Below are 21982 nucleotides of genomic sequence, written 5' to 3' on the forward strand. Positions count from 1 at the left end.
GGGCAATTTTATAACCGATATTCCCTGCTTCAAGACTTGGGAAAATAAAGACATTTGCATCACCTTGAATCTCTGAATCCGGTGCTTTTTTCGCGGCAACACTCGGCACAAATGCTGCATCAAACTGAAATTCACCATCGATTACAAGTGACGGATTCTTTTCCTTCGCCAATTTCAGTGCTTCGACAACTTTCTCAGTCTCCTCTGATTGGGCTGAGCCCTTGGTGGAAAAGCTGAGCATCGCAATTCGTGGATCGACATCGAACAGTTTAGCCGTATTGGCGCTCTCGACCGCGATTTCAGCCAAATCCTGACTGTCGGGATTCATATTGATCGCACAATCAGCAAATACATATTTTTCATCATTGCGAACCATGATAAACACACCGGACGTTTTCTGAATATCGTCCTTCGTTTTAATGATTTGCAATGCCGGGCGAACAGTATCCGCAGTCGAATGAGCTGCACCACTGACAAGCCCGTCCGCCTTATCCAAGTAAACGAGCATCGTCCCGAAATAATTTTCATCCAGCAGTGTTTGTCGTGCCTGATCAGTGGTCACCTTCCCTTTGCGCCGTTCAACAAAAGCATTAACCGCCGTATCAAACTCCGAAAAATCACGTGGATCCATCAATTCGCATGCAGAAACGTCCACACCAACAGCTTCCGCCTTTTGCCTGATTTCCTGTTCGTCACCAATTAATATCGGCGTCACAATTTCGGCAGCAGACAACTGACTGGCAGCTGTCAAAATCCGTTCATCGTGCCCCTCGGGAAAAACGATTTTTTTATGTGTATGTTGTAAACGATCTTGGATTTGTTCAAAAAGATGACTCATTACGAACACCTCCTATAACATAGGATACCGTGAACCGTGTTATCTTGAAAACAAAGACATTCAATTGTCATTCTTTTTTTGACAGAAACATGACAAGCATCCTATTCCCATGCTTAACATACCCTAAATATGATATAGTTAATACACATGGGAATAAAAGGCTGATCATTCGGCATCATTTCATTTGGGATCTTGTCGTCGAATAAGTCAGTACTGATAAGCAATCAAAGATTCATTTTGATAAATATAGTAAAAGAAATGAAGGAGCGATTTCATATGGCAGCTGAAGCAGTAAAAACACTAGACGGCTGGTATTGTCTGCATGACATGCGCACCATCGATTGGACATCATGGAAATTGGCATCGGCGGATGAACGCCAACAAGCTATTGATGAATTCAAAAACCTGCTGACAAAGTGGGAAGACGTTGAAGCTGCAGAAAATGGCAGTCACGTTCTCTACCAAGTTGTTGGCCAAAAAGCGGACTTGATGTTCATGTTTTTGCGCCCGACAATGAACGAATTGACCGATATTGAAACAGAATTCAACAAATCAAAATTTGCCGAGTTTCTACGTCCGGCTCACTCATATGTCTCCGTTGTGGAAATTTCGCAATACAGCGGCAACAGCTCAGCGGATGATCCAAAGATACGGGAGCGGCTCTATCCGACCTTGCCAAAATGGGAGCATATGTGCTTCTACCCGATGGATAAACGGCGTGCGGGAGACGAGAACTGGTACTCGCTTGATTTCAAAGAACGGACAAGACTGCTTTATGAACATTCAAAAACCGGCCGTCAATATGCCGGGGAAGTGAAACAAATCATTACCGGATCATTCGGCTTCGATGACTGGGAATGGGGCGTCACCCTGTTTGCCCATGATGCGCTGCAGCTGAAAAAAATCGTCTACGAAATGCGCTTTGACGAAGTGAGCGCCCTCTATGGTGAATTCGGCGAGTTTTTCGTCGGGAATCACCTGGCAAAAGCGGATATTGATGATTACTTGGAAGTTTAAACAGAAGGCAAACGTCAGTTTTTTAAGACGAATCGGTGGACAAGCCTAACGGGCTCCGTTAATGCATCTTATTTAATAAGCAAAACAGTTAAAAGGACCACACAGATGAGACATATCTAAATGTGTGGTCCTTATTTTAATCTGACTTGGCGTTGATTGTTTTTAGCGCCTTGCTTTCATCGTGTTTCTTAACATAAATTTTATAAACTTTTCCCAAGTCACTGTGAGGCCCACCACGTGTTGCGCTGTTATTGGCAGTGGTTATAGATACTCTATACTTCATGCGAACCGCTTCTAAACGAGAAATAATCTTATAATAATCTTGTTGTTTTACCGCCGTATAAACAAGTGTTTTTTTACTTGACAATAAGTATTCAATTATATTTATAAAGAATTGCAAAGTTTATCCCCCAACAACTACTGTTCCGGTAAATATACGAATAACCTCTTAAGGATGCTTCAATAAATTCATTTTTTAACTTAAGTGCTGTCATCATGACTCATATCTTTATTTTAATAATATTATGGTTCTTTGAATCCAAATATACCTGATAACGTTACAATATGAAAGAGCAACAACATTAGCTCAAAAATTGTCGTAAAACTATCAGCAGTTTTTTCTCCGCATCTGTCATCATTTCCACCCGTCTCACATACATATAACGAGAGACCAAAACAGCTTGAGCTTCACAGAAATGAGGTATTCCGTTTGGCAGTTATCCCAGTTACCGAAAAAGGCGTTAAATTACTGGCACGATTAATGCGTGCAGAGGCTGAAGGTGATGGTAGACTCGGTATGCTGATGGTCGGCAATACCGGTGTTAACCGTGTCCGTGCCGATTGTCTCGATTTTACAAACATCAATAATCTCAATGACATGGTTTTCCAAAGCCCGGGCGGATTTGAAGCTACACAAAAAGGCTATTTTTACCAGCGTGCACGCCAGCAGGATATACGGCTTGCCCGGAGAGTCATAAATGGTGAGCGATTCCATCCGGCAACCAATTCATTGTGGTTTTTCCGGCCTGAAGGAAGCTGTCCGGCACAATGGTTCGGGCAATGGAATGCCGGCAGATATAAAGCCCACTGTTTTTATGCACCTTTATCGTCTGAATGTCCAAAAGTTTATTAAATTACAGGAGGTTTTTTCATGAGTGAGAAGGATAACAACGCAAATTACCCGTACGCAGACTACTATCAGCCATATCCCTATTACTATTATCCGCCGTCATCCCCGGCGTACTATCCTGTTTACGACCCGCGGCAAGTTCCGCAAAACCAGCAGCAACAGCCACAGCAGCAGACTCCCGGTCAGGGTATGCTACCGATGGAACAATCATACATTGAAAACATTCTGCGGTTAAACGAAGGAAAACGTGCGACGGTTTACATGACGTTTGAAAATAATGAGGAATGGAATGCTAAAATATTTCGGGGTGTTATCGAAGCAGCCGGCCGGGATCACATTATTTTGCGTGACCCGCAGACAGGCAGAAGATACTTGCTCTTAATGATTTATCTGGATTATGTCACTTTTGATGAAGAATTAAACTATGAATATCCATATGGCAATGACGGACAAATGTCACAATACCCGCCGAGATAATGCGGAAAGATTTTCACCGCTAACGCTACTTGAACGAGCCGGACTTCTTACGGGCACTGATCCTCACTACTTATCTGGTATCTGTTATATCTTGAAGTGAGGATCTTATTCCCATGAAAATAAATATTTTCAAGATGGTTGAATACTCATACCTGGTTGATAAAGCGTCCGGTATTAATTCGGGCGCTTAAGTTTGTTCTGGACACAAAGGGGCTATTCTTATGCACAACCCATATGAAAAATACATACGCATGGAATTACTGAGTCTGGCATTTGCTGTCATCATCGGAGTGATTGCTGTCGTGCAAGGCTATGTAATCATCATGCTGTTTTGTGTGTATCTGCTGGCTTTCAGCATTGTTTGCGAAGGGTTTCTTCACCTTAATTCCAATCATACTGCTGACGGCTTCAAACAATTTGTCAAAGCCGGGATGCTGATGCTGCTGGCGACGATCCTCTTTTTCTCGTTATAGCACTCACAAATATTTAATAACCGCATATCCGAGCAATACCCAGCCAATCAAAAAGGCAACGCCGCCAAATGGCGTAATCATGGCGAATATTTTGATTCCACTGGTTGAATAAATATACAGACTGCCGGCAAACAGAACAATACCGATAAAGAACATCCAGCCGGCCCAGACCAAACCGGCGCTTTGCAATTTCGCCAGCAGCAGGCCGGTAACCAATAAAGCCATTGTATGGAACATTTGATAATTGACAGCTTTCTCCCATGTCCCCAGAGCTTTTTCAGTCAATTTCCCTTCAAGTCCATGTGCTCCAAATGCGCCTAAAGCAACTGCCAAAAAACCGTTAATCGCTCCCAGTACCAGAAATAACTTCATATCTTAACACCTCTCATCGTGCAACTGGTGAACCTCTCCACCTAAATCAAAGATTTTGATGGAGCTTCCCTGTTCATGGACGTTCGCTTTGTTCTAAAGAACCAAGTCTTACATCATCTCCAAGGGCTTTGTTTTATACTGATCGGACAGGACCTTGCCCTACAGTTAGAACAATCGATTATGCAGTTGAAAGCAGACCCAAGGAAGCCAGTCCAGCTTTTTCAATATTGATGGCCGCATTATGGTCACGGTTAAGAATGGTTCCGCATGACTTACATACATGAGTTCTGACAGACAGTGACTTTTGTACACGTGCCTCACAGCCGGAACAGTCCTGACTGGTATAATGTGGTTTAATTTTTTCGAGCTTTCCGCCTTTATTGTTACATTTGTATGCGAGCATATTAGTAAAAGCATCCCAGCCAGCGTCATAAATCGCCTTTGCCAAATGACGATTTTTCACCATATTTCGGATTATCAGGTCTTCCACAAAAACAAATTTATAAGTCTTCGAAACACGGTAACTTAATTTATGGAGAAAGTCACGACGCTGGTTTGCAACTTTCATGTGTATATGCTGCACCTTTTGAAGTTGTTTCTTCCAATTATTTGAGCCTTTTTTCATACGGGAAAGTTTCTTTTGCGCTCGATTCAATTTCTTTTCTTCTTTCAAGAGGAACTTTGGCTTTTCGACTGTCGTCCCATCGGATAAGACGGCAAACTTTTGAATACCCACATCAATACCTGTTGATTGAACAGGGAAATCAACCGTTTCGTTTACGTGTCTTTCGACGCTAAATATCGCAAACCAACGGCTGCCCTGACGTTTAATGGTGACTTGTTTCACTTTGCCTTCTAATGGACGTTGAAAGTTTACATACACTGCGCCGAGCTTTGAAATCAGTAGATAATTGTTGTCGTCTAACGAAGCAGCGTAACGCACATCACGTACTTTGACTTTACCGGTTTTCTTGTCCTTTCTCTTTTGTTTATCAATCCCGAATTGTGTAAATGTCAGTGAATTATAATCTTTGTATTTCTTGATTTTCGGATAACGTGCACGCCCTTTAAAGAAGTTTTTGTAAGCCCGTTCCAAACGGAAGAAAACCTCCTGCAAAGGCTGTGATGGTATCGTTTTTAGAAGTGGGACCCTTTGTTTATCCGCTTTTTGCTGTTTTTGTAATTGAGTTCGGGATAATCCCGTCTTGTTCTTTTGGTAAAAACGCTGTTTGTCCAAAAGAGCGGAATTGTACTGCTGTCGGCAAATGGATAGCCACCTATCCAATGTTTGCATCTGTTCCTCGTTTGGAAACATTTCATATTTATAATTCATGCGTTCCAGCATTTGTTGTCACCGCCCGAACATTAGCTTTATCATCATTATATCAAACGTATGTTCGCTTGTCTAGTACTTTATAATTTTTTGTAAAAAAAAAGCACCGATTCATCCCCCACTAAATCACAGATTTTGAAGGGGACTTCTCGGCAAAGATGTTAAAAATCAAAAATGGATGCTCCGTTTGCCCCGTCATGATCAATTGTGTCATGTTTTGATTTCGGTTCGTGTACAGCCGCTTCCGCTTTATCTCCCATCATCGCTTTCATCTCACAAGCTGTCATATCACGTTCAGTACCGGGGGCAGACTGTTCTTCCAATAATAATTCACAAAGAAGCTGGATATTGGCAATGTGTTTCTTCATGGCAGCTTCATCTGCTGACATCTGCTGTGCTTCTGTCAATTCCCGCTTCATTTTATTCAGAATCGTATCCGTTGCCACTGCCATCATGACCTCTCCTTTGTCACTTTGACTACTATGTCTAAAACTGATACACACAGTATAACACGAACTGATTTATGGCCATATAAAAAGCCTTGGTTGATTCCAAGACTTTTTCGGTTTCTTTTTTTATCCCGCCATCCACAGCAATATATGGCAGAAGACAATTAAAATTGCTGGGGAGAGCAACTGCCAGTAAAGGTTCAATTCACGCCACAGGTTACAAAGACGTTGCAACAGGGTGCCCGGGAACTTAGCCTTTGTTCCTTATCGCTGTGGAGAAAATACACGCCACTTTATGATCAACTGGTGTTCATCTGCTGCTGCTCTTCTGTATAGCCCTCATAAACCCATTGGAGAAAAGCAAGCTCCTTTTCCCGAAGTTCCCTGCCAAGCTGCTCTTCCGTACTCTTTTTTATCTGCAAAAAGCTCTTCATAACGCTATAATCCCCCCAGAAAATACAACGCAGATAATTTATTATTCATTGTACTGGTAAAATTCAAGTGAATCAATACTAAAACTCAAATATACAAAATATACAGATAACTGGCAGATTTCAACAATTTACTGTTCCAGATGTTTTTGTGCTTCCAATTGGTTTTCCAATTCAGAAATCCGTTCACGCAATTCATTGATGTCTTCCTTTGTCGCAAGGCCGAGGTCTTTGGCCAGCTGTTGTGTCTGCTCATATTGTTTGGCGTTCCATTCATCCGTTTTCATTTCACCTTTATCGATAAAATTGCGCATAACCGTTCTTGCCTGTTCCTGCGTCAATTCATTTTTCTTAACCATTTCCTGCAGTTTGTTATCCAATTTTTCTTTTCCGGAAACAGCTGCACCAAGTCCCAGCAGAAATCCTTTTTTTAAGAAATCACTCATGATCAGCACTCCTTCTTTTATATGTCTTTCCGTTTTTCTGTGGGTCACTGCCCATTAAATCGAGATAAACTCTTAATGTTAAACCTAACATAACGGTAATTGTCAGCAAAAGCAAGCTGATCAACCCGATGGCCGAAAATAGTCAGTACCTTATAACTATTCCCGTCATCCAAAACCCCAAAACATAGAATCTCTACTATATGTTATATTTTTATCTTGTTTCAAATATGAATAGCAATAACCTTCCAAATTTATCTGGTTATCATCCGCCGCTTCCTATATAATGAAGACAAGGCAATTTGATGAGGGGGGAGAATATGGAGAAAAAATCATATAAACCCGGTGATCATTTAAAATTTATTATTCCGTCACTAATTGGCGTATTCCTATTTATGACACCTGTGAGCTCCGGGGATGGTCTCACCATTCCGATTGCGGTTTTAGCCGGCTGGGTTCAGGAAGCTTTGGCGGGACAACTTTCCGCTATTATGATGATAATCATTGTACTGACAGCTGTGATGACCGTTATCGCCAGAATGAAAGGCCCGGATGCTTTTCAGAAAACACCTTTCTTTCAAGGACTGTTTTATACAAGTATCTTTTGGACCATCACCCGGGTTGCAGCAGCTGTTTTTGCAGTCATGGTGTTCTTCCGGCTGGGGCCCGAAGCCATTCACAGTGAGGTTACCGGTCAGATGCTTTTAGGGGACTTATTGCATGTCCTGTTTGCTGTTTTTTTATTTGCCGGACTGTTCTTGCCGCTGTTGATGAATTTCGGTTTACTGGAATTATTCGGCACCTTGATGACAAAAATCATGCGGCCATTATTTAAACTGCCAGGAAGGGCGTCAATTGATTCATTGGCATCATGGATTGGTGATGGCACCATCGGGGTTCTGCTGACGAGCAAGCAGTATGAAGAAGGCTACTACACCAAACGTGAGGCTGCTATCATCGGGACAACTTTCTCTGTTGTGTCCATCACGTTTACGCTTGTGATTATCAGTGAAGTGGGACTTGGACATATGTTTATACCATTCTATCTGACTGTTATTGCCGCCGGGTTCATTGCAGCACTCATCATGCCCCGCATTCCGCCATTGTCGCGGAAAGCGAACACTTATATCAACGAAGCTGCAGACGGTATTGAAGAAAAAATTCCTGAAGGCCATACCATTTTTACATTTGGTTATCAAAAAGCTTTGGATAGAGCCAAAAAAGAAACTAGTGTCTATAAATTTTTTAAAGAAGGCGGACAGAATATCCTTGATATGTGGATGGGTGTAGCGCCAATTGTCATGGCATTCGGTCTGATTGCTTTGATGATTGCTGAATTCACACCGGTGTTCACCTGGCTCGGGCTTCCGTTCATCCCGCTTTTGGAACTGATGCAGGTGCCATATGCACAGGAAGCATCCGAAACGATGTTAATCGGTTTTGCCGACATGTTTCTGCCGGCTGTTATTGGTGCGTCGATTGAAGCGGAAATCACCCGTTTCATCATTGGGGCCTTATCCGTCACCCAATTAATTTATATGTCTGAAGTCGGGGGTCTTTTGCTCGGTTCCAAAGTGCCGGTTTCACTGAAGGATCTGTTTATCATATTCCTGCTGCGCACTATTATCACTCTGCCGATCATTACACTGATTGCGCATATGATATTTTAAAAACTGAATTCATTTGTTAATGAAAACCCCCGTGCCATTCTTGAAAGGCCGGGGGTTTTATCTATGATGATAAAGGAGGTATCATCTACCATACGTATTCAACGGAACTTTTGATTCACGACACATGTTTATCCATGCTCAATGCGGTATTATTTGGCATTTCCTCATCAGCCTTGCCTGTTCGGCCTCCTTTTCAAGAGATCCCAAGACCCTTTACTGTATCCATTCTTAAATGCTATAACTTTAGCCGCGGGTTCCAGACATATCCTTGAGACATCTGTATCCGGTCTTTTTCAATCATGAATAGCTGAAGAATCGATTGCTCCAATTACTTTCACGCGTTTTCACCGTATTGCTGCTCCTGTTTGCGGCTATGCATGAATTTATTTTTCAAAATGGACATTCTTCCTTCAATGAGCGGCTGCCAGATACCCTGGATTGGTCTGCTGGATAAAACTAACACAATCAATGCCGACATGACGGCAAGGCCAAGCAGATCAATCACATGGTTGACGGCAAACAAATCGGCTTCCCGGAAAAACTGAACAAAAAAGCCATGCAATAAATAGACGTAAAGTGTTCTGGTTCCCAAAACGGTCAGTCTGCTGCGCTTTTCCGGTATCCAGGCTAAGACACTGGCCATCATGAGTACCGATGTGACATAAACAAGCAGCCTGGCAATAATACCGTACTCAGGAAGTCCTAAAGTGCTGTACGATTTAGAGGCCAGCAGCCAGCCTGTGTTGAAATCAGGCGCGAAGTAGATGCCAACAGCTACAGCCATCATCACCACAACTGCCGCGGCCTTGAGCTGTATTTGTTTCAGCCACATAACCTGATTTTGCGTCAACCAATACCCCATAAGGAAGAATGGAAAAAAGACAAAGGTGCGCGATAAGCTGAATGTGTGGCCGACTTCGCCAAAATAGCCGACGATCAGCCCGATACCCACCGATATGGCCAGACCCATGGCAGCCGGTATTTTTTTGAACCAAATCAGGAGTATGTGCCAGCTAAATAAGCTGAATAAAAACCATAATGACCAATGTGGATAGAACATCTCCAGCTGCCAGCCATCTTTCCCGATCAGAAAATAATAGCCGGTATAGATAAGCTGGAAAATCATATATGGGAATAACAATTTTTGCGCTAATTTCGTTATATATTTTCGATTCCCCGAACCTTTTGCAAAAAAACCAGACAGAAAGATAAATGCCGGCATGTGGAATGTATAAATCCAGAGATACAGGGTATTCATGCCCTGGGATCCATCAACAAAAGGCTGGATAACGTGACCAAACACGACAAGGAAAATTAACATCAATTTGGCGTTATCAAAATAAGCATTCCGTTCCACTTTCCTCATCCCTTTACGTTTATAATCCTTTAGTTCCCACTACCACTATACCCGATGTGAAACAAAAATACGTCAGGCAAGCGTCATTTGTTATTGAAATGTAAATGGAACGAAATGAATGACATTATTTTGCCACTTTCTTCTTTTCTTTTGGTGAAACGGCTGTTTTTCGTTTTGTTTTTGATTTTTTATCTTTTTGGGCACGGTCAAGCGATTCCTGAAGAGCATCCATCAGATTGGTAACATTATCCGGTTTTGGTTTTTCCTCAGCTGTTGTCACCTCATTACCGTCTTTCTTCGCTTCAATCAGGTCCATTAAAGCTGTCCGATATTCATCCTTATATTTTTCCGGGTCAAACTCAGCCGACATCTGATCAATCAGCATTTTCGCCGTTTCCAGCTCTTTTTCTTCGTTATTGGTTTCTGCCGGAACGTTCGGGACATCCTTGACATCTCGCACTTCATCCGGATAATGAATTGTTTCCACAACGAGCGTATTTTGATAAATTCGGATGACCGCCAGCTGTTCTTTTGAGCGGATCATTATTTTGGCAACACCAATCTTGCCGGTTTCTTCAAGGGCCGAGCGCAGCAGCCCATATGATTTGGACCCGCCTTCATTTGGTGATAGATAATAGCTTTTTTCAAAATAAATCGGATCTATTTCGTCCAAATCGACAAAGTCCATGATCTCCACAGCTTTGTCCCCTTGCTCCTTTTTTAAATTCTCCAGCTCCTCATCATCGAGCACGACAAATTTATTTTTGGCATATTCATACGCCTTGACAATCTCATCATTTTCCACTTCACGGTCACAGTTCGGGCATACTTTCTGATATTTGACCGGCGTTTGGCATTCCTTATGCAGGTTGCGCAGTTTGATATCTTTGTTTTCCGTGGCAGCATGCATTTTCACCGGAATGTTGACAAGCCCGAAACTGATCGTCCCTTTCCACATCGTATGCATGAAAAAAACAACTCCTTTTTTCGTTTAGTTTGGCATTTGGTGCGTGAATTTATCCGGTTGTTGTGAGGCATTTTATAAAGAGAGGTGTTTTGATTGTGAAATTAATGAAGCCGATTGCCAGTGAGGATATACCTGCGGGTGCGGATTGGGTGTACGAGGTGAAATATGATGGTTTCCGCTGTGTGCTCGATTGGGAGACAGATTCAGTACGGTTAATCAGCCGCAACGGGATCGATTTAAGCAGCAATTTTCCCGAGATTGTGGAGACGTGTCTGGAGCAGGTGTCGCTGGTTGAGGATTATTTGCCCCTGAAAATGGACGGTGAGCTGGTCGTGCTGAATAACGCTTATCAGGCGAATTTTGGGTTGATTCAGAAACGTGGCCGGTTGAAAAAACGAGATCTCATTAAGAAGCAGGCAGCTGCACGTCCGGTCAGCTTTATGGCCTTTGATCTGTTGGCGTGTGAGGGCGCTGCGTGTGTTGAACAAACGTTTGATCAACGGAAAAAGAAATTGGCGGATGTTTTTGCTGGCGAGTCTGAACTTGGAAAGCGGGTACATTATGTTGATTTTGCCGAAAATGCAGATAAAATGTGGGACGAGATTTTTGTTCACAAAGGAGAAGGGGTGGTTGCTAAGCGCAAAAACAGCCGCTACCAGCCTGAGAAAAAACATCACGACTGGGTTAAAACCAAAAACTGGCGGACGATTGAAGGGTTTTTGACGTTTTACGATCCGAAAAATGACTATTTTACTGTTTCGGTTTACCGGGATGATGTGGTGCAGGAACTTGGCAAATGCAAGCACGGCCTTGATGAAGAAGCTTTTGCTGTGTTGCGGGATTTGTTTTTATCAAAAGGTACGAAAGAAAAGGATGGTTATCGTCTCCCGCCGGCCATATGTGCTGAGATACATACACTGGATTTGTTGAAGGGCGAGCTGAGGGAACCCGAATTCAGCCGCCTTGTTCCGGATCGTGAGGCTGGGGGTTGTACATGGAAAAAACTGCAGCTGGACCTCGCCATGCTGCCTGAAAAAATTGAGGTTTCGAACACCGATAAAATGTTCTGGCCGTTACCTGGTCTGAAGAAAGGCGATTTGCTCGTCTATATGCGGGAGATTGCCCCATATATGCTGCCATTTTTAAACGAGCGGCTGCTTACGATTATCCGCTGCCCGGATGGTGTAGATGGTGAATCTTTTTTTCAGAAACATCTGCCGGATTATGCACCGGATTTTATGGGCGGTGTGGAGGGCGACGGCGAGATGCATTTTGTCTGCAATGATCTCGATTCGCTCATCTGGTTTGCCAATCACGGGACGCTGGAATACCATATTCCGTTTCAGACGGTGGGAAGTGAAAACCCGTGTGAAATCGTCTTTGACCTGGACCCGCCAGACAGGAAGCGATTTTCACTTGCGGTCAAGGCAGCGAGGTTATTGAAACAACTATTGGATGATCTCCGGCTCGTATCGTTTGTCAAAACATCCGGCGGCAAAGGACTGCAGGTGCATATTCCCCTGCCTGATGATAGGATGACCTATGAAGAGACGGGGGTATTAACGCAAGCGATTGCCTGGACACTGGAAAAAAGCCATCCGGACTTATTTACGACGGAGCGGTTTAAGAATAAGCGCGGCGATCGGCTCTATATCGATTACTTGCAGCACGGGGAAGGTAAAACGCTGGTGGCCCCTTATTCCCCACGGAAGCGGGAAGATGCCACGGTTGCCGCGCCATTGTTTTGGGATGAGGTTGATGACGCTTTGCAGCCCGATATGTTCCGGATCGATAATGTAGTTGAGCGTGTGCAAAAGACCGGGTGCCCGTTTGACGGATATTTTAAAACGGGTAAACAACAAGTGCTGGACGACGTTTTAGCGATGATTCGAAGTTGATGATTTTCGGCGGAGGCCGAAAATCAGCCGGTTGAGGTTTGGGTGCGGTGTCGCGCGATTTGATGTTTTTGCGCCTTCGTAAACTCGGCGCAAAAACACCAAAATTAAACAGCCACCCCGAGTTGGAGCGGCTGCTCAACATTCCATTAAACAGCTGTTTCCTGTTCAATGGCTGTTTGGTCATTATACGTTTTTAAGTTCAATTTTTTCATGATCCGGGCTGTCAACGTACCTGTCAGCATCGCATCGTTAACATTCAATGCGGTACGGCCCATATCAATTAATGCTTCAATCGATATCAAAAGACCCGCCAATGCGACAGGCAGCCCCATCGATGAGAGCACAATCAATGCTGCAAACGTTGCACCGCCGCCGACACCTGCTACACCAAACGAGCTGATGCCGATAATCAGAACAAGCTGAATGATAAATTCCGGTGTAAGTGGATTGATGTCGACTGATGGTGCGATCATCACGGCAAGCATCGCCGGATAAATACCCGCACAGCCGTTTTGCCCGATGGTTGCCCCAAAGGATGCTGACATATTGGCAATTCCCTGATCAACACCAAGCGAATTTTTCTGTGCCTGGATATTTAACGGAATCGTTCCGGCGCTTGAACGTGACGTGAACGCAAAAGATAGTACCGGAAGCACTTTTTTCAAATAGGTCATTGGATTCAAGCCGAACACGCCAACCAGTACGAGATGGATGATAAACATCACTATCAGGGCAACATAGGATGCGATCACAAATTTACCAAGTTCCAGAATGCCCGCGACATCCGTTGTGGCGACAGTGTTTGCCATCAAAGCCAGTATACCGAATGGCGTCAGACGAAGGATCAACGTCACAATCCGCATTACCACTGCAAACACAGCGTTGACACCTTTCGTAAATAGTGCTGCTTCATCCGGTTTTTTCCGGCGCAGTCCCAATACGGCAATCCCGACGATCATTGAGAAAATAACAATCGCAATGACTGATGTCGGCCGGTCCTGGGTCATATCCTGAAAAATATTGGATGGGATAAAACTCAAAATCTGCTCAGGTATGGTCATCCCCTCGACATCACCCAGCTGTGATTCCATAGCTGAACCCCGTTCCTGTTCTTCCTGACCAGCTTCAATTTCACTCGCGTTCAAATCAAATAATGCCGCACTGCCGATACCGACCAGCGCTGCGACCATGGCAGTTGATACGAGCAGCCCGATAATCCAGGCGGACATCTTGCCAAGATCGGATGATTTTTCCAAATTGATAATTGATTGAATGATCGATACCATAACAAGTGGAATGACAATCATCATCAATAACCGAATATAGCCGCTTCCGACAATATCATACCAGGCAGTTGTCTGTGTCATTACCTCTGAATCCACACCATACAATGCCTGTAAAGTCGCGCCCAACACGATACCAAGTCCAAGCCCGGTAAAGACACGCTTCGTAAACGAATAATGCTTTTGCTGCATGCGGATTAAAAGTCCTATCAGTGCAACCAAAACAGCAACATTCAGAACAATAAAGAATGTATCCATACGCGTTTCCCCCTCTTGCTGTTAATTAATTAGTTTATGCGGAAGCCATCAAAATGCCACATTCTACTGAACCTCTTCCCGGAATATTATATATAATTCCGATAAAAATAGTCTACTTTAGATACTATACAAGCGGACGTTAATTTATGTCAACTATAATCTGTTGTTCTTTTTTACCTGTATCTTTGCGGCCACACCACCAAGTGGTAAAATGGATGTAAAGGATCATATGAAAGGAACGGTTTCCACATGAAGGACATTTATTATGTGAAGGACCTGGAACAATTAAAAATATTAAGCGATCCACTACGAGTCAAAATCTTATGGGAACTGGATCATGGTGCCCAAACTGGAAAGATGCTGTCAGTCAAGCTCGATTTGCCCGCTTCCAAAATGCGTTACCATCTGACGGCTCTTGAAAAAGCCGGTCTGGTTAAAATCGAACGGACAGAAGTGATCAATGGCATTGTGCAAAAATTTTACCGGCCAATTGCCAAAGAGATTTCACTTGAGAAAGTGTCCCCGCTTATTAACAAACATGACAATCCCTTCAAAGACAATACACTGACGGAAAATGCACTTGAAAGTTTAAAGCGAACGCAATATATGTTAAAAAAACAGGGTAAGGACAACCTGAATACAGAAGAGTTGATCCAGGAATTTATGACAACTTCCTTAACTGAAGATGATTTTTTAGTCGTTAAAGAAAAACTGGCCGAAATTGCTTTATATGTGAAGGAACATGAACAACAATCTGATACCGCTCAAACGTATCACTTTAACATAATCGGTTTCCCGGCCAATGAGGGGTAAAGTGATACATCAGCGGGGTATTTTTCCCCGCTGATAAAAAAGAACAGCGGCGCAATTGATGAGCACCGCCTTAAATGCGGAGATAATCTAGGCGTTTACCTGCTGAGTGGCTTCCACATAATAAGCTTTTCTTGAAGAACGCATGACCATCACCAGGAGAACAAGGCTAATGATGAACGTTATGAGTGAAGCGCTGATTATGGTGTACCTGAGCGGGATGATTTCACCTGTAAAGCCAATCAAAAGGATAAACATAATCTGACATGCACTTTGCAGCGTCCCGAAAATGCCATATATCCGCCCGATCATATCCCCCGGAACGTTATTTTGGAAGAATGTCATAAAACCGGCATTGGAAAATGAATTAAAAAAACCGATGATGATGAACCCAGCAGCAACTGACCAGAATGAAAAGGAAAAAGCATAAATCAAATAACCAACGGCCGTCAACATAAAACCCATCCCGATCAAAAATCGCAGTGAAAGCTTTTTGGACAACGCGGATAAAATCAAAGCACCGACAATCGACCCAATCCCCGTTATACTCACCAGCAATCCGTAATCACTTTCAGACAGCCCCAACGTCTGCTGGATAAACACCACTTCCTGTGCATCCATGCCTATGGAGATAACCATCAACATATAAATCAATACGATAATCATCAGAATATAAGGGAAACTGCGGCTGAACTGGTAAACGGCCTTCCAGTCATTTTTAAAGGTTGCCCAATTAAATGCCGTTGTCCGCTCGGATGTATAACCGGGCAAAAACAGCATAATCACTACCGAAACGAGAAATGCTGCAGCTGTCAGCCAGATCGTAGCACCCGCTGAGATGATAACAAGAAGTGCGCCGGCAATAGCAGGGCCAACAATAAAAGCACCCGCCACAACAAGACTGGAATACGAATTATATGCCCTCCGATCCTCCTTAGGAATCAGCTTGGTAATGTACGTTACCGATGCAGGGTCAAAAAAAGCCTTTGCCACTGATAGAAGAAATAAACATCCGTAAATTACCGGAATCGACGAAACAAGTGGAATGATAGCCATAATACAAGCTCTGAATAAAACAGTATATATCATCATTTTCTTTTGATCCAGACGGTCAATCAATGTCCCGGCCCAAAACTTGGTCAAAAGGGCAGCCAGTGGTCCCATAATCCAAAGTCCGGCAACCGCAGCTGGTGAATTTGTTAACTTGAGTATCAGAACATTGATCGCAATAAGGTAGATAAAATCTCCGAGACGGGAAATGCCTACTCCCGATAACAGAAGCAGCGGCATTTTCCATTTTGTCATGAATGCACTCCAGGACTGTCGCAAATTGAACATCTCTCCCCTTAGAATAAATAAATCATTCGTATTATTTATTTATATCGTATTAAAATATTAATATGATTATACCATTTAGACGGAAAAGGGACAACCTTAATTAAAAAAAGCCTGGGACAAAGGGTCTGACCCCATGTCCCAAGCTCACTGGATATCTGCCTGCATTTCGATCGCCACATTTCCTTGAACAGCCCTGGAGATCATGCAGCTGGATTCAGCTTTTTCGACCAATTTCCGCAACATTTTATAGTCCTTTTCTTCAGCATTGTCCTTCAGTGCCACATGTGGTTTGTGAATGATTTTTTCATACGTGAAGACACCCTTCGTGACATCGACAATTCCTTCCGATTCGAGCGCCATTTCTTTCAATGGAAGATCCGCCCTTTCAATCATCGCCGCGAGCGTGATCAAATAACACGTTGCGGCAGCTCCCAAAAACATTTCATCCGGATTTGTCCCCACACCTGGGCCATCCATTTCCGGCGGGATCGATATTTTTGTCTGCAGATTCCCGGCGTTGATATAGCCTGTGCTGTTTCTGCCGCCCGGCCAATCCGCTTTCAAATGAAAATGATGCTGTGCCACTTAATCACCCCTGTCAAAAAATATAGTGCATTCCTGTACCAAGCATAACACCAATAATCACAACGAGCCATGCAGGTGTTTTCCAGAAATGCAGCAGTCCGAACAGAACGACTGCCAGTGCGAAATCAGCACCATTCGCAACAGAACTTGTAAAGACCGGATCATATAACGCCGCAACTAAAATACCAACAACACTTGCATTCACGCCCGTCAGAATGCCTTGAAAGCTGGAGCGCTGACGCAGTTCGCTCAAGAATGGCAATGCCCCGACAATCAGAAGAAACGACGGCAGGAAGATGGCAATGGTAGCAATCATCGCACCTGTTACTCCGCTAATCATCGTCCCCAAATAACTGGCAAACGTGAACAAAGGTCCCGGAACGGCTTGTGCCATCCCGTATCCGGCCAGAAATTCACCACCGGTAAGCATGCCATTCGGCACCACTTCCTGTTCCAATAACGGCAGCACAACATGCCCGCCGCCGAAGACAATCGAGCCAACACGAAAAAAGATGTCAAAAATGGTGACATATGTATTTGAAACAGCCTGCGAAACAAGCGGCAGACCAACCAAAAGGACAGCTAAAATGACCAGTGAGGTGATCCCCTGCTTTTTGGTGATGGACACCGAAAATGGCTGAACATTTGATTCCGTCTTATCAGAAAACACAAAATAGCCAAGAATCGCAGCACCGATTATGACACCGATTTGCACGGCAGCAGACGGGAAAAGCAGCATAATCGCAGCCGCAATCAGAGCTAACGCAATCCGCGGTTTATCCGTTGTCAGTTTTTTGCCAAGTCCGATGACCGCATGCGCAACGACTGCCACCGCCACAATTTTCAGACTGGCGATCCAAGGGGCATCTGCCAAAGCAATTGACTGGTATAACAGCGCAAATAATACAAGTACGATGACTGATGGCACCGTAAAACCGAACCAAGACACGAGACCGCCCAGAAAGCCACCCCGCAGCATACCGATCGAAATCCCAACCTGACTGCTCGCCGGCCCGGGCAAAAACTGACACAATGCGATGATATCCGCATATGTCTTGTCATCAAGCCATTTCCGTTTATCGATGTATTCATCTTTAAAATAACCGAGGTGGGCAACCGGCCCGCCAAATGAAGTCAACCCCAGCTTGAGCGATGCCCCGAATATTTCCGTCAATGAATGCTTTCGTGCCATAACGAACCTCCCCTGCTCTTTCATACAAAAATAACATACTTTTGTTCGGTAGCCGACACGATTTACAAAAACTTAACATTCGACATGCTGAAGTTCACAGGAAATCTGATAATGTTCACAGACAAAATGCTAAAGTTCACAGTGAATCTGCTAAAGTTCACAAAATTTTTGATGAAGTTCACAATTAGCAGGGAAAAATTCATTCCACCCAAATGGCAATGAAAAACCCCCGCTTGCTTCCAGTGCAGTGGGGGTTACGCCTTCACAATTGCCTGTCCAATATTTCCTTCAGTACCCTGGCCTGATTATGTTCCTCATCTTTTGCCGAAAATAATAGCGTCAGTTTATCATGTTCCTTGGTCAGATCTTTTAATTTCTGCAGTTCTTCCTGTTGTTTGCCTTCCGCAAGCTCTTCCTTATAGTTTCGCTTAAATTCATCGTACTTATCAGGATCGTGGCCAAACCACTTACGCAATTCATTGGACGGACCGATTTCCTTCAGCCAATGATCCAATTGTGCCTTATCTTTGGACACGCCTCTTGGCCATACCCGATCAACCAAAATCCGAACACCATCAGTTTGTTCCGCTTGATCATAAATCCGTTTCAAATTAACGGGCATTCATTTATCACTCCTCAAGGCATTTTTCTTCCCAATTTATGGTTGGCTTTACGAATTGTCATGCTGCGGTGTTTTTTCCGCAATCTTATCGGATGAAAACCAGCCAATAACAGCGATAGCGACCAGCACGCTGTAGAAGATGAGTTTCCACGTTGTTGAATGTGGAAAGGCATGTGGAATCAAACCGATCTCGTCATGTGCCAGGACAAGCATCGTTAATTTGACCCCGACCCAGCCGACAATGGCAAAGGCCGCAACTTCCAGACCAGGCCGTTTCTGTAATAATTCCACAAATATATTCGCTGCAAACCGCATAATGATGACGCCGATCATACCGCCGGCAAATACAACAGCAAATTGCCCCCCGTCAAGGCTGCCGATTTGCGGTAATGCGGTTTCAGGCAAGGCAACAGCCAGGGCGACAGCAGCCAAAATAGAATCAACCGCAAACGCCAAATCAGCAAACTCCACTTTGACGACTGTCATCCAGAACCCGCTCCCGTTCTTGGCTTCTTTCGAGTTGGCATCAGCTTCTTCACCAGTTTCCCCAATTTTAAATTTTTCATATAAATTTTTTCCGGAAATACCGAGCAGATAAAGCGCTCCAAGGGCTTGTACCTGCCAAACATCTACAAGAAATGAAATGATGAATAACGAGCCGAATCTTAGGATGAACGCCCCTGCCAAACCGTAAAACAGAGCCTTTTTTCGTTGTTTCTCCGGAAGGTGCTTGACCATAATCGCCAATACCAGTGCATTATCGGCAGCCAGCAGCCCTTCCAGGCCAACCAGTACGACAAGGACCCATAAATATTCGACCAATAACTGAGCTTCCATGTTGATCTCTCCTTTTTTACAAGACTGCCTGGGCCCTTTAAAGATGTTCAATCATTTTAACCAAAAAATGGCCCCAGCCAGCAGGCAAGGACCATGAAAAAAGACCCTTACCGTGATGGTAAAGGTCTCGCTAACAACGTTTGTTGCCAACCAAGCCGGGGATATCCATCCCGAAATGACGACTTGAATTGTACAGCTACTCCCCTTCGAATGTTTCATTTTCCTGATTCCTATTAAACCGTTTATATGTGAAATTGTCAACTATTATCGGGACATGGGGAGGTCCAGAGCACATATCCCCCTTTGCACATATCGCAAGACTTACGGCACATCGCCTGCTGTCGTTGCTTAAATCTGATTGATAACATGTTCCATATGTGCTTTTAAATCAGCCAGCCGGTTTTTGCTCGTCTGCTCATTTGCTTCACACACGCCGAAATAACATTTGATTTTCGGCTCGGTACCGGAGGGGCGTAAACAAATCCAGCTGCCTTGATCCAGAATGTATTTCACGACATTTTCTTTTGGCAGGTCTATCGATTCTACTCTGGTGCTTCCAGCCTCTTTCCGCTCACTTGTCAGGTAATCCTCAACATATTTCACCTGTAAACCGCCTGCTTCCGTTAATGGTTTGTTCCGGATTGTTTCCATAATGGCAGCTATTTTTTCCGAACCTTCTTTTCCTTTTAACGTCAGCGATGACATGTCCTCCAGATAATAACCGTACTTTTCATATAGATCCTGAAGTACACCAAAGAGGGTCTTGCCCTGTTTTTTCCAGTAATAAGCCATTTCACAGGCAAGAATAGCTGCCTGGACAGCGTCTTTATCCCGGGTAAAGTCACTAGCCAAATAACCGTAGCTTTCCTCATACCCAAAAATGAATGTTTCACCTGTTGATTCAAATTGCCGGATTTTCTCACCGATATATTTAAAGCCTGTCAGTGTATCGATTGTTTCAACATCGTAATTTTCTGCTATTTTCCGTCCCAATTCGGATGTGACGATTGTCTTCAGCATCCGGGCATTTTCCAGTGAAGCAGCGTCACTATGCAACAGAATATAATCAAGCATTAAAGCTCCCAGCTGATTTCCAGTCAACACCGAATACGCCCCGGCTGAATCTTTAACAGCTGCTCCCAGCCGGTCGGCGTCAGGGTCAGTGCCGATTAAAATATCCGCATTTGTCTGTTCACCCAATTGAATGGCTTTCGTAAATGCCTGGTGTTCTTCCGGATTTGGTGATTCGACCGTGGAAAATTCCGGATCCGCTGCAGCCTGTTCTTCCACCACATCCACCTGATGAAATTTCAGCTGGTCCAATCCTTTCAGCACCAAATCATGGGCTGTTCCATGTAACGGTGTAAAGACAATCTGTAAGTCCTTATCCTGTTGCTGTTCCTCGGCATCGAGTTTCGACATGCCTGCCAGCTTCTCTAAATAGGCATGATCAATCTCCTGTCCAATCCAGTCAAGCAAACCCTGCTCTTCCAATTTGTCTTTTTCGAGATATGGCACCGTCAATTCATCTTCCGTTTCGTTGATATAGCCAATGATGTTACTTGCTTCATCAGGTGTAATCTGACCGCCATCTTCATTATAAACTTTGAACCCATTGTATTCCGGCGGGTTATGACTGGCTGTTATCATGACACCGGCGGCCGTTCCCAAATAACGGACAGCAAACGAAAGGAGCGGCGTCGGGTGTAATGCATCAAAAACATACGCCTTAATGCCATGGGCCCCAAGCACTTTGGCCGTTTCGAGCGCAAATTCTTTTGACATATACCTGGAATCATATGAAACAGCAACACCGCGTTCATCGGCATTTGCAACATGAACCTTCAGATAATTGGCAAGCCCATTAACAGCCTTTCTGACAGTGTATATGTTCATCCTGTTGATCCCCGGTCCGAGCACGCCGCGCATTCCCCCGGTTCCAAAGGTCAGTTCAGTGTAAAATGCATCCTCCAATGCCTCTTTTTGATCCGTCATCATATCCAATTCCTGTTTTAAATCCGGATCCAGCTGTTCAAACGAACGCCATTTCTCATAAACATATTCCCATTGATTCACGACAATCTCACCTTTCTCGCCAACAATCTATTGCAGAAATTCTATCATACTTTTGACCTGTATTCTATTTTTCTCGGTTTATCTGTTTGTCATACAGGTAAAGATAGAAGAATAGACTTTTTCTTAT

Annotated in this window: 23 protein-coding genes; 7 read left to right on the plus strand and 16 right to left on the minus strand. The window is 43.9% G+C overall.

Annotated features, from left to right (window positions below; genetic code table 11):
* A partial coding sequence (gene pta, locus VK080_RS06190) for a phosphate acetyltransferase (RefSeq protein WP_324223899.1) occupies window positions 1-838 on the minus strand: 838 nt, incomplete at its 3' end.
* Between the two features lie 276 nt (window positions 839-1114).
* Here pta and hemQ point away from each other — a divergent pair.
* Complete coding sequence (gene hemQ / locus VK080_RS06195; RefSeq protein WP_324223900.1) at window positions 1115-1855, plus strand: hydrogen peroxide-dependent heme synthase; 741 nt, start codon at window positions 1115-1117, stop codon at window positions 1853-1855.
* A 136-nt stretch (window positions 1856-1991) separates the two neighbouring features.
* On the opposite strand, the gene VK080_RS06200 is transcribed toward hemQ, so the two are convergent.
* Window positions 1992-2255: a hypothetical protein gene (locus tag VK080_RS06200; RefSeq protein ID WP_324223901.1), complete on the minus strand. Its 264-nt coding sequence runs from the start codon at window positions 2253-2255 to the stop codon at window positions 1992-1994.
* Between the two features lie 309 nt (window positions 2256-2564).
* Here VK080_RS06200 and VK080_RS06205 point away from each other — a divergent pair, with 309 nt between their 5' ends.
* The 3 genes from VK080_RS06205 (at window position 2565) to VK080_RS06215 (ending at window position 3934) form a co-directional block, all read left to right on the plus strand.
* Entirely contained in the window at window positions 2565-2987 is a 423-nt protein-coding gene (locus tag VK080_RS06205; protein WP_324223902.1) for a cell wall hydrolase, read from the plus strand.
* Window positions 2988-3005: 18 nt separating this feature from the next.
* Window positions 3006-3461 (plus strand): spore coat protein GerQ, encoded by a 456-nt coding sequence (gene gerQ, locus VK080_RS06210; RefSeq protein WP_324223903.1) that lies wholly within the window; start codon window positions 3006-3008, stop codon window positions 3459-3461.
* A 221-nt stretch (window positions 3462-3682) separates the two neighbouring features.
* Window positions 3683-3934, plus strand: a complete 252-nt coding sequence (locus VK080_RS06215) for a hypothetical protein (protein ID WP_324223904.1) — start codon at window positions 3683-3685, stop codon at window positions 3932-3934.
* A gap of 3 nt (window positions 3935-3937) precedes the next feature.
* Here VK080_RS06215 and VK080_RS06220 read toward each other — a convergent pair whose 3' ends face one another.
* From VK080_RS06220 to VK080_RS06240, 5 genes are all read right to left on the minus strand, one after another.
* Entirely contained in the window at window positions 3938-4306 is a 369-nt protein-coding gene (locus VK080_RS06220; RefSeq protein ID WP_324223905.1) for a DUF423 domain-containing protein, read from the minus strand.
* A gap of 178 nt (window positions 4307-4484) precedes the next feature.
* Window positions 4485-5651, minus strand: a complete 1167-nt coding sequence (locus tag VK080_RS06225; RefSeq protein WP_324223906.1) for a transposase — start codon at window positions 5649-5651, stop codon at window positions 4485-4487.
* A 149-nt stretch (window positions 5652-5800) separates the two neighbouring features.
* Window positions 5801-6091, minus strand: a complete 291-nt coding sequence (locus tag VK080_RS06230; protein WP_324223907.1) for a DUF5327 family protein — start codon at window positions 6089-6091, stop codon at window positions 5801-5803.
* A 296-nt stretch (window positions 6092-6387) separates the two neighbouring features.
* The gene (locus VK080_RS06235; RefSeq protein ID WP_324223908.1) at window positions 6388-6522 is read right to left on the minus strand and encodes a hypothetical protein; all 135 of its coding nucleotides are present in this window, start codon (window positions 6520-6522) and stop codon (window positions 6388-6390) included.
* 128 nt (window positions 6523-6650) lie between these two features.
* Window positions 6651-6965: a hypothetical protein gene (locus VK080_RS06240; protein WP_324223909.1), complete on the minus strand. Its 315-nt coding sequence runs from the start codon at window positions 6963-6965 to the stop codon at window positions 6651-6653.
* Window positions 6966-7282: 317 nt separating this feature from the next.
* On the opposite strand from VK080_RS06240, the gene VK080_RS06245 reads away from it, so the two are divergent.
* Window positions 7283-8632 carry a YjiH family protein gene (locus tag VK080_RS06245; protein ID WP_324223910.1) on the plus strand — a complete coding sequence of 450 codons (1350 nt, stop codon included), beginning with the start codon at window positions 7283-7285 and terminating at the stop codon, window positions 8630-8632.
* 334 nt (window positions 8633-8966) lie between these two features.
* Here VK080_RS06245 and VK080_RS06250 read toward each other — a convergent pair whose 3' ends face one another.
* Both VK080_RS06250 and VK080_RS06255 read right to left on the minus strand, forming a co-directional pair.
* On the minus strand, window positions 8967-9989 hold the full coding sequence (locus tag VK080_RS06250; protein ID WP_324223911.1) for an acyltransferase family protein: 1023 nt from the start codon (window positions 9987-9989) through the stop codon (window positions 8967-8969).
* A 124-nt stretch (window positions 9990-10113) separates the two neighbouring features.
* A complete protein-coding gene (locus tag VK080_RS06255; RefSeq protein WP_324223912.1) occupies window positions 10114-10956 on the minus strand; it encodes a Ku protein in 843 nt (280 codons plus the stop codon).
* Window positions 10957-11060: 104 nt separating this feature from the next.
* Between VK080_RS06255 and VK080_RS06260 the strand changes: the two genes are divergently transcribed.
* Entirely contained in the window at window positions 11061-12854 is a 1794-nt protein-coding gene (locus tag VK080_RS06260) for a DNA ligase D (protein ID WP_324223939.1), read from the plus strand.
* Window positions 12855-13000: 146 nt separating this feature from the next.
* Here VK080_RS06260 and VK080_RS06265 read toward each other — a convergent pair whose 3' ends face one another.
* Window positions 13001-14395 carry an L-cystine transporter gene (locus VK080_RS06265; RefSeq protein ID WP_324223913.1) on the minus strand — a complete coding sequence of 465 codons (1395 nt, stop codon included), beginning with the start codon at window positions 14393-14395 and terminating at the stop codon, window positions 13001-13003.
* Window positions 14396-14644: 249 nt separating this feature from the next.
* Here VK080_RS06265 and VK080_RS06270 point away from each other — a divergent pair, with 249 nt between their 5' ends.
* Window positions 14645-15208 carry a helix-turn-helix domain-containing protein gene (locus tag VK080_RS06270; RefSeq protein ID WP_324223914.1) on the plus strand — a complete coding sequence of 188 codons (564 nt, stop codon included), beginning with the start codon at window positions 14645-14647 and terminating at the stop codon, window positions 15206-15208.
* A gap of 87 nt (window positions 15209-15295) precedes the next feature.
* Here the strand turns inward: VK080_RS06270 and VK080_RS06275 are convergent, their stop codons facing one another.
* The 6 genes from VK080_RS06275 to VK080_RS06300 all read right to left on the minus strand — a co-directional run bounded on the left by VK080_RS06275 (window position 15296) and on the right by VK080_RS06300 (window position 21855).
* Entirely contained in the window at window positions 15296-16510 is a 1215-nt protein-coding gene (locus VK080_RS06275) for an MFS transporter (RefSeq protein WP_324223915.1), read from the minus strand.
* A 177-nt stretch (window positions 16511-16687) separates the two neighbouring features.
* Window positions 16688-17128, minus strand: a complete 441-nt coding sequence (locus VK080_RS06280) for an OsmC family protein (RefSeq protein WP_324223916.1) — start codon at window positions 17126-17128, stop codon at window positions 16688-16690.
* A gap of 13 nt (window positions 17129-17141) precedes the next feature.
* Entirely contained in the window at window positions 17142-18320 is a 1179-nt protein-coding gene (chrA, locus tag VK080_RS06285; protein WP_324223917.1) for a chromate efflux transporter, read from the minus strand.
* 262 nt (window positions 18321-18582) lie between these two features.
* Complete coding sequence (locus tag VK080_RS06290) at window positions 18583-18942, minus strand: DUF488 domain-containing protein (protein ID WP_324223918.1); 360 nt, start codon at window positions 18940-18942, stop codon at window positions 18583-18585.
* A 48-nt stretch (window positions 18943-18990) separates the two neighbouring features.
* Window positions 18991-19779 (minus strand): TerC family protein, encoded by a 789-nt coding sequence (locus VK080_RS06295; protein WP_324223919.1) that lies wholly within the window; start codon window positions 19777-19779, stop codon window positions 18991-18993.
* 348 nt (window positions 19780-20127) lie between these two features.
* Window positions 20128-21855, minus strand: a complete 1728-nt coding sequence (locus VK080_RS06300) for a phospho-sugar mutase (protein ID WP_324223920.1) — start codon at window positions 21853-21855, stop codon at window positions 20128-20130.
* Window positions 21856-21982 lie beyond the last annotated feature (127 nt).

It is taken from the genome of Lentibacillus sp. (genome assembly GCF_035301925.1).
In the GTDB taxonomy this organism is placed as follows: domain Bacteria; phylum Bacillota; class Bacilli; order Bacillales; family Amphibacillaceae; genus Lentibacillus.

Coding starts and splice junctions, on each gene's coding strand:
- VK080_RS06290 (WP_324223918.1), bottom strand. CDS start 18,942: ATGCCCGTTAATTTGAAACGGATTTATGATCAAGCGGAACAAACTGAT.
- VK080_RS06225 (WP_324223906.1), bottom strand. CDS start 5,651: ATGCTGGAACGCATGAATTATAAATATGAAATGTTTCCAAACGAGGAA.
- hemQ (WP_324223900.1), top strand. CDS start 1,115: ATGGCAGCTGAAGCAGTAAAAACACTAGACGGCTGGTATTGTCTGCAT.
- VK080_RS06230 (WP_324223907.1), bottom strand. CDS start 6,091: ATGGCAGTGGCAACGGATACGATTCTGAATAAAATGAAGCGGGAATTG.
- VK080_RS06235 (WP_324223908.1), bottom strand. CDS start 6,522: ATGAAGAGCTTTTTGCAGATAAAAAAGAGTACGGAAGAGCAGCTTGGC.
- gerQ (WP_324223903.1), top strand. CDS start 3,006: ATGAGTGAGAAGGATAACAACGCAAATTACCCGTACGCAGACTACTAT.
- VK080_RS06260 (WP_324223939.1), top strand. CDS start 11,061: ATGAAGCCGATTGCCAGTGAGGATATACCTGCGGGTGCGGATTGGGTG.
- VK080_RS06275 (WP_324223915.1), bottom strand. CDS start 16,510: ATGACAAAATGGAAAATGCCGCTGCTTCTGTTATCGGGAGTAGGCATT.
- VK080_RS06245 (WP_324223910.1), top strand. CDS start 7,283: ATGGAGAAAAAATCATATAAACCCGGTGATCATTTAAAATTTATTATT.
- VK080_RS06255 (WP_324223912.1), bottom strand. CDS start 10,956: ATGCATACGATGTGGAAAGGGACGATCAGTTTCGGGCTTGTCAACATT.
- VK080_RS06265 (WP_324223913.1), bottom strand. CDS start 14,395: ATGGATACATTCTTTATTGTTCTGAATGTTGCTGTTTTGGTTGCACTG.
- VK080_RS06240 (WP_324223909.1), bottom strand. CDS start 6,965: ATGAGTGATTTCTTAAAAAAAGGATTTCTGCTGGGACTTGGTGCAGCT.
- VK080_RS06220 (WP_324223905.1), bottom strand. CDS start 4,306: ATGAAGTTATTTCTGGTACTGGGAGCGATTAACGGTTTTTTGGCAGTT.
- VK080_RS06295 (WP_324223919.1), bottom strand. CDS start 19,779: ATGGAAGCTCAGTTATTGGTCGAATATTTATGGGTCCTTGTCGTACTG.
- VK080_RS06270 (WP_324223914.1), top strand. CDS start 14,645: ATGAAGGACATTTATTATGTGAAGGACCTGGAACAATTAAAAATATTA.
- chrA (WP_324223917.1), bottom strand. CDS start 18,320: ATGGCACGAAAGCATTCATTGACGGAAATATTCGGGGCATCGCTCAAG.
- VK080_RS06215 (WP_324223904.1), top strand. CDS start 3,683: ATGCACAACCCATATGAAAAATACATACGCATGGAATTACTGAGTCTG.